This is a genomic window from Streptomyces sp. NPDC057010, assembly GCF_042673805.1.
In the GTDB taxonomy this organism is placed as follows: Bacteria; Actinomycetota; Actinomycetes; order Streptomycetales; family Streptomycetaceae; genus Streptomyces.
In genome coordinates this window covers 18243-28239 of record NZ_JBHUSC010000071.1, presented here as the reverse complement: position 1 = coordinate 28239, position 9997 = coordinate 18243, and the positions used below count along the sequence as shown (strand labels likewise).

The 9997-nt window shown below is 69.7% G+C and carries 10 protein-coding genes and 1 riboswitch; of the genes, 4 read left to right on the top strand and 6 right to left on the bottom strand.

What is annotated here, in order from left to right:
* Positions 1 to 110 precede the first annotated feature (110 nt).
* The 4 genes from ACFTXQ_RS33600 to ACFTXQ_RS33585 all read right to left on the bottom strand — a co-directional run bounded on the left by ACFTXQ_RS33600 (position 111) and on the right by ACFTXQ_RS33585 (position 4937).
* Positions 111 to 1592, bottom strand: coding sequence for a glycoside hydrolase family 3 protein (locus tag ACFTXQ_RS33600; protein WP_382648504.1), 1482 nt, complete (start codon positions 1590 to 1592; stop codon positions 111 to 113).
* A gap of 7 nt (positions 1593 to 1599) precedes the next feature.
* Entirely contained in the window at positions 1600 to 2472 is an 873-nt protein-coding gene (locus ACFTXQ_RS33595; RefSeq protein WP_382648501.1) for a carbohydrate ABC transporter permease, read from the bottom strand.
* Complete coding sequence (locus ACFTXQ_RS33590) at positions 2469 to 3494, bottom strand: carbohydrate ABC transporter permease (protein ID WP_382648498.1); 1026 nt, start codon at positions 3492 to 3494, stop codon at positions 2469 to 2471. The genes ACFTXQ_RS33595 and ACFTXQ_RS33590 overlap by 4 nt, the downstream gene beginning before the upstream one ends.
* Before the next feature lie 159 nt (positions 3495 to 3653).
* On the bottom strand, positions 3654 to 4937 hold the full coding sequence (locus tag ACFTXQ_RS33585) for an extracellular solute-binding protein (RefSeq protein ID WP_382648495.1): 1284 nt from the start codon (positions 4935 to 4937) through the stop codon (positions 3654 to 3656).
* Between the two features lie 292 nt (positions 4938 to 5229).
* Here ACFTXQ_RS33585 and ACFTXQ_RS33580 point away from each other — a divergent pair, with 292 nt between their 5' ends.
* The 3 genes from ACFTXQ_RS33580 (at position 5230) to ACFTXQ_RS33570 (ending at position 8515) form a co-directional block, all read left to right on the top strand.
* Positions 5230 to 5994, top strand: a complete 765-nt coding sequence (locus tag ACFTXQ_RS33580) for a GntR family transcriptional regulator (protein WP_362393062.1) — start codon at positions 5230 to 5232, stop codon at positions 5992 to 5994.
* Between the two features lie 140 nt (positions 5995 to 6134).
* Positions 6135 to 8318 (top strand): carbon starvation CstA family protein, encoded by a 2184-nt coding sequence (locus tag ACFTXQ_RS33575; RefSeq protein ID WP_382648492.1) that lies wholly within the window; start codon positions 6135 to 6137, stop codon positions 8316 to 8318.
* Entirely contained in the window at positions 8318 to 8515 is a 198-nt protein-coding gene (locus ACFTXQ_RS33570) for a CstA-like transporter-associated (seleno)protein (RefSeq protein WP_382648489.1), read from the top strand. The genes ACFTXQ_RS33575 and ACFTXQ_RS33570 overlap by 1 nt, the downstream gene beginning before the upstream one ends.
* A gap of 51 nt (positions 8516 to 8566) precedes the next feature.
* On the opposite strand, the gene ACFTXQ_RS33565 is transcribed toward ACFTXQ_RS33570, so the two are convergent.
* Both ACFTXQ_RS33565 and ACFTXQ_RS33560 read right to left on the bottom strand, forming a co-directional pair.
* The gene (locus tag ACFTXQ_RS33565) at positions 8567 to 8992 is read right to left on the bottom strand and encodes a Uma2 family endonuclease (RefSeq protein ID WP_382648486.1); all 426 of its coding nucleotides are present in this window, start codon (positions 8990 to 8992) and stop codon (positions 8567 to 8569) included.
* The gene (locus tag ACFTXQ_RS33560; RefSeq protein WP_382648483.1) at positions 8938 to 9123 is read right to left on the bottom strand and encodes a hypothetical protein; all 186 of its coding nucleotides are present in this window, start codon (positions 9121 to 9123) and stop codon (positions 8938 to 8940) included. The genes ACFTXQ_RS33565 and ACFTXQ_RS33560 overlap by 55 nt, the downstream gene beginning before the upstream one ends.
* Before the next feature lie 61 nt (positions 9124 to 9184).
* Here ACFTXQ_RS33560 and ACFTXQ_RS33555 point away from each other — a divergent pair, with 61 nt between their 5' ends.
* The gene (locus tag ACFTXQ_RS33555) at positions 9185 to 9685 is read left to right on the top strand and encodes a GNAT family N-acetyltransferase (protein WP_382648481.1); all 501 of its coding nucleotides are present in this window, start codon (positions 9185 to 9187) and stop codon (positions 9683 to 9685) included.
* Positions 9686 to 9729: 44 nt separating this feature from the next.
* Positions 9730 to 9861: riboswitch (cobalamin riboswitch) on the top strand.
* Positions 9862 to 9997: the final 136 nt, after the last annotated feature.

Genomic DNA, 9997 nt, shown 5'->3' with positions numbered 1-9997 from the left:
GGATAGGTCCAGCCTCGCCGGCGTTTGAGGCGCGGGGGACCGGGGGCGGAGCCCCCGGTTTCGGGAAGGGGCGGGGTGGGGGAAAGCCCCGCGCAGCGGCAACCCCCGGGCTACGCCCCGGCGATGACCTCCGCCGCCGCCCGTCCGCAGACCCGCGAGGCTCCGTGCGTGGCGACGTACAGCGACCCCCGCGGCGCAGCCATCGGGAGGCCCATCTCCACCACCACCGTGTCCGGCCGCGCCGAGATCAGGGCGTTCACGATCTCCGCCATCCACGGGTGCCGGTGCTCGTCACGGACCACCGCGACGACCGTACGGTCCCCCGCCGCCGCGAGGATGTCCTCGGCCGGGGCCCCCTCCGGGTAGACGCCCGCCTCCGTGCCCGGCAGCAGCGCGGCCAGCTCCGCGGCCACTCCCCACGGCGTCTCGTCGCCCACCGCGATGTTCGCGACGGGCGCGAGGGTGGCCACGTACGGGGCGGAGGGCGCCGGAGCCGAACCGGTAACGGTGACGGCCCGGCGGGCGGCGGTCAGGCCGATGCCGGACGCGCGGCTCCCCTCCGGTCGCGCGTCCGGACGGGCCAGGCGGGTCCACTCCGCGAGGGCCCGGACCCGGGCGGCGGCGTCGGCGAGCCGCTCCTCCGGGAGGGTGCCCTCGCGTACGGCCGCGACCAGCGCGTCGCGCAGCCGCAGCACGGTCCCCTCGTCGGCGAGTCCACCGCCGACGCAGATGGCGTCGGCGCCGGCCGCGATGGCCAGGACCGAACCCCGCTCGATGCCGTACGTCCCCGCGATGGCGTTCATCTCCATGCCGTCGGTGACGATCAGGCCCTCGTAGCCGAGCTCCTTGCGCAGCAGGCCGGTCAGGATCTGCGGGCTGAGCGTGGCCGGGCGGGTCGGGTCGAGGGAGGGCACCAGGATGTGCGCGCTCATCACGGCCTTGGTGCCGGCCGCGATGGCCGCCTTGAAGGGGACGAGTTCGCGGGCCTGGAGGGTCTCCAGGTCCACGTCGATGCGGGGCAGCGCGTGGTGGGAGTCGACGTTGGTGTCGCCGTGCCCCGGGAAGTGCTTGGTGCACGCGGCGACGCCGGCGGCCTGGAGGCCTTCCACGTAAGCGGCGGTGTGCCGGGCGGTGAGGTGGGTGTCGGCGCCGAAGGACCGTACACCGATGACCGGGTTGCCCGGGTTGGAGTTGACGTCCGCGGAGGGCGCCCAGTTGAGGTTGACCCCGCACTCGGCGAGGCGCCGGCCCAGCTCGCGGGCGACGTCGCGGGTGAGGGCGGTGTCGTCGACGGCGCCGAGGGCCAGGTTGCCGGGGAAGGAGGAACCGCCGCGGACCTCCAGGCGGGTGACGTCGCCGCCCTCCTCGTCGATGGCGACCAGGACGTCGTCGCGCTCGGTGCGCAGCTGCGCGGTCAGCGCGGCGAGCTGCTCGGCGGAGGCGATGTTGCGGCCGAACAGGCCGACGGCGGTGAGGCCTTCGTGGACCTGGCGCAGCAGCCAGGCGGGGGCGGTGGTGCCCTCGAAGCCGGGCTGGAGGACCGCGAGGGCGTCTCGGGTCACCGTATCGACGCGGTGCGCAAGGACAGTCATGGTGCCGTTATCCCTTCACTGCGCCGGCGGTCATGCCGCCGACGGCCTTGCGCTGGAGGAAGATGAAGATCAGCAGGACCGGGACCGCGAAGAGCGAGGAGGCGGCCATGGTGGCGCCCCAGTCGTTGCCGAAGGCGGTCATGAACTCGGTCAGCCACAGCGGGAGGGTCTGCGCGGTCTTGTCCTTGTTGAGGATCAGGACCATCGCGAACTCGTTCCAGGCGGTGATGAAGCCGAAGAGCGAGGTGGACATCAGGCCGGGGGCCAGCAGGGGGAAGATCACCTTGCGGAAGGCCTGGCCGCGGGTGCAGCCGTCGATCTGGGCGGCCTCCTCCAGGGTCACCGGGACGGCGGCGATGAAGCCGCGCAGGGTCCAGATGGTGAAGGGGAGGATCATCACGAAGTAGATCGCGGTGAGGAGCGGGAGGCTGTTCAGCATCTCGCCGTCGCGGGCGATCATGTACATCGCGATGACCATGACCTCCCAGGGGGCCATCTGGGCCATCATCACGGTGAGGACGAGGCCCTTGCGGCCCTTGAACCTCATACGGGCGATGGCGAAGCTCGCGGCGAGGGCGACGAGCAGGGCCAGCACGACGGCGCCGACGGTGACCAGGACGCTGTTGGTGACGTACGTCCAGAAGTTGGTGACGCCGGTGGCCTTGGTGAAGTTGTCCAGCGTCGGGGTGAAGACGAAGACGGGGTCCTTGGTGAGGATCTCGCTGGACGGCTTGAGGGCCGAGGAGAACATCCAGTAGACCGGGAAGACGAAGAGCGCGGCCAGCAGGAGCGCGCCGAGGTTCTTCGCGACGGTCCCGGGGCGCAGCGGCCGGCGGGTGCGCAGCTGCTGCGGGGGCTTCGGGGCGGAGGTCGTGCTCACTGCTCCTCCTCCTGCTTCAGGATCAGGCGGAAGTAGAAGGACATGACGATCACGAGGATCAGGATCGTCAGGACGGAGATCGCGGCGGCGAGGCCGTAGTGGGCCTGGCTCTGGCCCTCGACGTAGGCGAAGACCGGGAGGATCTCGGAGGCGCGGTCGGGGCCGCCCTTGTTCATCGCGTAGACCTGGGTGAAGGCCTTGAAGACCCAGATCACCTCGAGGAACGTGGTGATGAGGAAGAACGGCTTGAGGTTCGGGAAGACGATCTTCCAGAAGGTCTGCCAGCCGTTGGCGCCGTCCATCCGGGCCGCCTCGTACAGCTCGGCGCCGACGGTGGTCAGGCCGGCGTACATGTTGAGGGCGACGAAGGGGATGGAGCCCCAGACCACCAGGATCGTGATGATCACGAGGGTGGAGAGGCCGGTCTCCATCCAGTTGTGCTGCTCGTAGCCGGAGAAGCCGGCGGTGCGCATCACCCAGTTCATGACGCCGAACTGCTCGTCGAACAGCCAGCGGAAGACCTGGACCGAGGCGACGATCGGCATGGCCCAGGCCATCACGAGCGCCATCGACAGGACCAGGCGCATCTTCTTGCCCAGCCGGTTGAGAAGGATCCCGATGAGGCTGCCGAGCACCATGATCAGCGCGACGTTGGCGGCGGTGAAGGCGAAGCTGCGGAGGACGACGGTCCAGAAGCGCGAGTCGCCCAGCAGCTCGGTGTAGTTGGCGAATCCCGCGAACGGGTACTTCCGCTGGATGAACTCGATCTTGTTGATGTCCTGGAAGGACAGGATCACGTTCTTGATCAGCGGGTACAGCAGGAGGGTCGCGAGGCTGAGCACCGCGGGTGCGATCAGCAGGTAGGGCAGCCACCCCGAGGGGAGTGACCGTCTGCCCCCGCGAGGAGACGTGGGGCCGGGGCCGGGGCCGGCCGGGGTGGTGGGCGCCGCGGGCCGTCCGGCGGTCTTCTGCGGTGCGTCCTGTGGAGCGCTGGTCGCCGCTCCCTGGGAGTGCACGGTCATGGTTTGGCTTCCTCGCGGTTGACTGTGGAGTCAAATGCGCGACCGGGGGCGCGGCAGGCGTCCGGCGCCTGCCGCACCCCCCGGTGCGTTCACACTGCTGGGTCGTGCGGGTACTGCGGCTTCAGGTGCTGCGCAGTGGGGCGTTGCTCGTGGGGCGCGTTACTTGTTGATGCGGTTCGCGATTTCCTTGTCCGCGTCCGCGCCCGCCTTGGCGGCGTCCTCACCCTTCAGGACCTTGGTCATGAACTCCTTGATCGGGTTGGGCTCGGTCTCGACGTTCGCCCATCCCGCGGTGACCGGGGTGATCTTGCCGTTGGCGCCGGCCTTGCCCATCGCCTCGGCGAAGGAGCCCGCGGCCGGGGTGAAGTTCGCGCCGGGCTGGTTCGGGAGCACCGCGCCCTTGGTCTCGGTGGCGTACTTGGTCATCTGGTCCTTGCCGGCGGCGAGGGCCAGCCACTCCTTGGCGAGCTCCTTGTTCTTGGAGCGCTCGGCCACGGCGAGGTTCGAGCCGCCGAGGAAGACGGTGCCGGGCTTGTCGGCGGTCTTGCCGGGGATCGGGAAGTAGCCGAAGTCGGCTTCCTTGCCCGCGTCCTTCAGGGCCTTCTCCGCTCCGGAGGCCTCCCAGCCGAGACCGATCCAGGAGGCGACGCCGCCCTTGGGGATGATGTCGGTGGACTGCTGCGGGGTGGCCTCGTCCTTGTCCTTGGGGGCGGTGGAGAAGGACTGCAGCTTCTTGTAGAACTCCATGGCGGAGGCGGCCTGCGGGGTGCCGAGGCCACCCTTCCACTTGCCGCCGTCCTTGACGGCGAGGTCGCCGCCCTCGTCCCAGAGGAAGCCGGCGAGGACGTACCAGCTCTGGCCGGGGAGGTAGATCGGCTGCGTGGCCGGGTCGGCCGCCTTCAGCTTCTCCAGGCCGGCCACCCACTCGTCGCGGGTCTTCGGCGGGGTGACGCCGGCCTTCTCGAAGGCCTTCTTGTCGTAGACGACGACGCGGTTGGCGGCGTACCAGGGGGCGGAGTAGAGCTTGCCGTCGATCTCGGACGAGGCCATCATGCCCTTGGCCCAGGCGTCGGCACCGAGCTTGGCCTTGTCCCCCGTCAGGTCGGCGAGGCCGCCGGTGACCGCGTAGCCGGCGGTCTGGGTGTTGCCGAGCTCGAGAACGTCCGGCGGGGTGTTCTCGGAGAGGGCCGTGGTGACCTTCTCCTGGATCCCCGTCCACTTCTGCTCCTCGACCTTGACCGTGACACCGGGGTGCTTGGCCGAGAACTCCTTGTTGACCTCGTCGAGCCAGGCCTTCGGTGCGGAGCCGTCCATCACCCAGACGGTGATCTCCTTGGCGCCACCCGACGCGTCGGCCTTCGGCTTGTCGTCGCCATTGCCGCACGCCGCGACACCGACCATCATTCCCACGACACCGACCGCCGCAATGAGCTTGCGCTTCACGCCACCCTCCTCAGGGATGCTGCCTGCAACTTCCCTCGCCCGCCGCGGTGACGTACGTACCGAGTACTGCCCGTGGGGCCGGGATCTGATCCACATTGGTTTAGACCAGTAGCTGGAGCTTGGCCTAGACCTTTAGGGGTGTCAAGGGTCTAATGAGCGGGTGCTCGGTCCGTTATCGGACCGACACCTGGACAGAGAGAAGGCCTGTCCCCCCGTACGTGTCACGATGTGACCGCACATATCGGAGGAGCCGGTGACGGCAGCGAAACTGGAGTCGGGAAGGCGGGCGGCGATGGCCACCGAAGGGGCGATCACGGAGCCGGAAGGCGGGGCAGCCACTCGCACGGCGCGCGTACCCAAGTACTACCGACTCAAGCGGCACTTGCTCGACATGACCGAGACACTGCCGCCCGGCACCCCGGTGCCGCCGGAGCGCACGCTCGCGGCCGAATTCGACACCTCGCGGACCACCGTCCGCCAGGCCCTCCAGGAGCTTGTCGTCGAGGGCCGGCTGGAACGCATCCAGGGCAAGGGCACCTTCGTCGCCAAGCCCAAGGTCTCCCAGGCGCTCCAACTCACCTCGTACACCGAGGACATGCGGGCGCAGGGGCTGGAGCCGACCTCCCAGCTGCTGGACATCGGCTACGTGACGGCCGACGACACGCTCGCCGGCCTGCTCAAGATCAATACCGGCGGTCGGGTGCTGCGCATCGAGCGCCTCCGGCTGGCCAGCGGCGAGCCGATGGCCATCGAGACCACCCACCTTTCGGCCAAGCGCTTCCCGGCCCTGCGCCGTTCGCTGGTCAAGTACACCTCCCTCTACACGGCCCTCGCGGAGGTGTACGACGTGCACCTCGCCGAGGCCGAGGAGACGATCGAGACCTCGCTCGCCACCCCGCGCGAGGCCGGCCTGCTCGGCACCGACGTCGGCCTGCCGATGCTGATGCTCTCCCGGCACTCGCTGGACGCCGATGGGGAACCGGTGGAATGGGTGCGGTCGGTGTACCGCGGAGACCGGTACAAGTTCGTGGCCAGGCTCAAGCGACCTGCGGTCTAACACTCGTTGCCCGATACCGGAATACGGACGGGGTCTTACGTTCACCGGGCAATCCCCCGTAGATTCCCTGCGCTCACGCAGTGATCGACGAGGGGACGAGAGCCATGCCGGAACCACAAGCTACTGGTACAGAACGGGACATGGCGAGTCCGGGCAGCACGCCGGGCTCGCCTTCGCCGAAATCCATCGCCGTATGGGTGCTCGTCGGACTCGTCGGGGCCATCGGCTGGGGCGTCCTGGCGCTCTCCCGCGGCGAGGAGATCTCGGCCGCCTGGCTGCTCGCCGCCGCGCTGGGCTCGTACGCGATCGGCTACCGCTTCTACGCGCGCTTCATCGCCCACCGCGTCCTGAAGGTGGACAAGACCCGCGCCACCCCCGCCGAACGCCTTGACAACGGTGTCGACTTCCACCCCACCGACCGGCGGGTGCTTTTCGGCCACCACTTCGCCGCCGTCGCCGGCGCCGGCCCGCTCGTCGGTCCCGTGCTCGCCGCCCAGATGGGCTACCTGCCGGGCACCATCTGGATCGTCGCCGGCGTGATCTTCGCGGGCGCCGTCCAGGACATGGTCACCCTGTTCTTCTCCACCCGCCGTGACGGGCGTTCGCTCGGCCAGATGGCGCGGGACGAGATCGGCCCCGTGGGCGGAGCCGCCGCCCTGGTCGCCGTGTTCGCCATCATGATCATCCTGCTGGCCGTGCTGGCGCTGGTCATCGTGAACGCGCTCGCGCACTCCCCGTGGGGCGTCTTCTCCATCGGCATGACCATCCCGATCGCCCTCTTCATGGGCTTCTACCTCCGCGTGCTGCGGCCGGGCCGGGTCACCGAGGTCTCGGTGATAGGAGTCGCGCTGCTGCTGCTCGCCATCGTCGCGGGCGGCTGGGTCGCCGAGTCCTCCCTCGCCGGGACCTTCACCCTGGAGAAGGAGACGCTGGTCATCTGGATGATCGCGTACGGCTTCGTCGCGTCGGTGCTGCCGGTGTGGATGCTGCTCGCGCCCCGCGACTACCTCTCCACCTTCATGAAGGTCGGCACCATCGCCCTGCTCGCCGTGGGCGTGGTCATCGCGATGCCGACCCTGAAGATGCCCGCGGTCACCGACTTCGCGACCCGCGGCGACGGCCCGGTCTTCGCCGGCTCTATGTTCCCGTTCGTCTTCATCACCATCGCGTGCGGCGCCCTGTCCGGATTCCACTCGCTGGTCTCCTCCGGCACCACCCCGAAGATGATCCAGAAGGAGACCCAGGTCCGGGTCATCGGCTACGGCGCCATGCTGACCGAGTCCTTCGTCGCCATCATGGCGATGATCGCGGCCACCATCATCGAGCCCGGCCTCTTCTTCGCCGTCAACTCCCCCGGCGGTGTCATCGGCACCACGGTCGAGACCGCCTCCGCGGCCGTGACCAACTTCGGCTTCGCCATCTCCCCGGACGCCCTCGCGCAGGCGGCGAAGGACGTCGAGGAGGCCAGCCTGCTGTCCCGTACGGGCGGCGCGCCGACCTTCGCACTCGGAATGTCGGAGATCTTCTCGGCCGTCATCGGCGGCGCCGGCATGAAGGCCTTCTGGTACCACTTCGCCATCATGTTCGAGGCGCTGTTCATCCTGACGACGGTCGACGCGGGCACCCGCGTCGGGCGGTTCATGCTCCAGGACACCCTCGGCAACGTGCACAAGTCCTTCAGGAACGTCAGCTGGAAGCCGGGCGTCTGGCTGGCGAGCGCGATCGTCGTCGGCGGCTGGGGCTACTTCCTGTGGGTCGGCATCAAGGACCCGCTCGGCGGCATCAACCAGCTCTTCCCGCTGTTCGGCATCGCGAACCAGCTGCTGGCCGCGGTGGCCCTGGCCGTCTGCACCACGCTGCTGGTCAAGTCCGGCCGGCTGAAGTGGGCCTGGGTGACGGGCGTTCCGCTGGCCTGGGACGTGGCCGTCACGCTCACCGCCAGCTACCAGAAGATCTTCTCGGAGGACGTGAAGGTCGGCTTCTTCGCGCAGCGCGACAAGTACCAGACCGGGATCGACGCGGGGAAGGTGCTGCCGCCCGCGAAGAACATGGACGACATGCACACCGTGGTCACCAACGCCACGGTGGACGGCGCGCTGTCGGCGCTGTTCGCGATCCTGATCATCATCGTGCTGGCGGACGCGGCCCGGACGTGCTTCAAGGCCATCAGCAGCCCCGAGTCCGTGAGGCTCTCCGAGGTCCCGTGGACCGAGTCGAAGATCATCGCCCCGGCCGGGCTCGTCCCGACCGCCGAGGAGCGGGCGGAGCTCGCCGCGGCGGGCCTCGACTCGGGCGGCGGACGCCCGAAGGAGCCGGTGGCCTGATGAGCCGCCTGCGCAGCGCGCTGGAGCGGGCCCGGTACTACGTACGGGAGTTCTCGGGCGAGGCGGCGTACGACCGCCACGTCGCCCACGCCCGCTCCCACGACCCGCACGCCGCGGTCCCGACCCGCCGCGAGTTCGAGCGGGCTCGCACGGACGCCCGCGAGGCGGACCCCCGCGAGGGCTTCCGCTGCTGCTGAACACACACGAAGGGCCCCGCCCCCCGGCGGGGCCCTTCGGCGCGTGTGGGCTCAACGCACCCAGTCCTTGAGGGGCTCGGTCCGGAGGGTGACGCCGACGGGGTCGGGGAGCTCGACGTCCTTGCCGAACGGAATGCTGCGCACCAGCTCGTACCGCGGCCCGTCGGGCTCGCTGTGGACGGCAACCAGGCCGTTGTCCCGGTCGACCAGCAGATAGACAGGGATACCGGTCTCCGCATAGGCCCGGGGCTTGTCGACCCGGCTGCGCCGGTCGGTTTCACGGTCGTACGAGGTGACCTCGGCAACCATGAGCACCGGCTTCGGGTCGCCCCATTCACCCTGTCCTGCGAACGCCTCGCTCGGCGCCAACGCGCCGTCGGCCGTGGCACGGCACGCGAGATCCGTCTGTACCCGCAGTCCCTTCAGGCATGCAGGAAGAGCTCCGGCCTCGCCTCGAGCAAGCCGCGCGTCAGCCACTGGGCCACCCTCCCCCGATTCCCGTCATGCCGGGCCTTGACGCTCAGTCGCCCGTCGATGAACTCGAGCCGCAGCCCTTGCGCCACGCGGGCGGCGATCCGCGCCACCGCCTCGAACTCTTCGGGAAGCATGTGGGGTCGATCCCCTCGGGTGCCCATGCCCGTCAGGGTAGTGTCCGGCACACTCGACCGCATGGACATCGTGATCAGGCAGGCGCTGCCGGCGGAGTACGAGGAGCTCGGGGAGATCACCGCGCGGGCCTACCTCGGGGACGGGCTGCTCACCTACGGCGAGGAGGACCCGTACCTCGCGCGGCTGCGGGACGTGGCCGGGCGGGCCGCCGACAGCGAGATACTGGTCGCCGTGCGGAGCGACGGCCGGCTGCTCGGCGGTGTGGCCTTCGCCCCGCCCGGGAGTTCCTTCCGCGACATCGCGCAGTCCGACGAAGCCGAGTTCCGGATGCTGGCCGTCGCCCGGGAGGGCCGCGGACAGGGGGCCGGCGAGGCACTGGTACGAGCCTGCATCGACCGCGCCCGGGCCCTCGACGGCGTACGGCGCCTCGTGCTGTCCACGTCGGATGACATGCCGGCCGCCCACCGGATCTATGAACGCCTCGGCTTCGTACGGACCCCCGCGCGGGACTGGGCGCCGTTCCCCGCCCTCACTCTGCTTACGTACGGTCTCGAACTGTAGCCACGGCGACACAACATCTAGGGGGTCGCACAGGACACGGCCCCCACATGTATGCTCATGCCTGCTGTCGCCGCAGGGGAATCCGGTGTGAATCCGGAACTGTCCCGCAACGGTATGAAGTGCACCCATCGGTGCACCCGCAAGTCCGAAGACCTGCCGACAGTGCGCCCGGCTCGACCGAACCGGGTGCCGATACGTCCGGGCCTCGCGGTTGGGCCGGTGGACGCCGTGCGGTGTGCGCGACCTGTCGCGCCCGCATGCGCCTCCCCGTGCCCTGCCCGCCGACGCCGGGCCGAGCGAGGGAGAGCTCCC

Bases quoted from the DNA above. Each gene is read 5' to 3' on its own strand.
- ACFTXQ_RS33560 (WP_382648483.1), bottom strand. From the start codon at position 9,123: ATGCTTCCCGAAGAGTTCGAGGCGGTGGCGCGGATCGCCGCCCGCGTG.
- ACFTXQ_RS33580 (WP_362393062.1), top strand. From the start codon at position 5,230: ATGGCCACCGAAGGGGCGATCACGGAGCCGGAAGGCGGGGCAGCCACT.
- ACFTXQ_RS33575 (WP_382648492.1), top strand. From the start codon at position 6,135: ATGGCGAGTCCGGGCAGCACGCCGGGCTCGCCTTCGCCGAAATCCATC.
- ACFTXQ_RS33590 (WP_382648498.1), bottom strand. From the start codon at position 3,494: ATGACCGTGCACTCCCAGGGAGCGGCGACCAGCGCTCCACAGGACGCA.
- ACFTXQ_RS33570 (WP_382648489.1), top strand. From the start codon at position 8,318: ATGAGCCGCCTGCGCAGCGCGCTGGAGCGGGCCCGGTACTACGTACGG.
- ACFTXQ_RS33555 (WP_382648481.1), top strand. From the start codon at position 9,185: ATGGACATCGTGATCAGGCAGGCGCTGCCGGCGGAGTACGAGGAGCTC.
- ACFTXQ_RS33600 (WP_382648504.1), bottom strand. From the start codon at position 1,592: ATGACTGTCCTTGCGCACCGCGTCGATACGGTGACCCGAGACGCCCTC.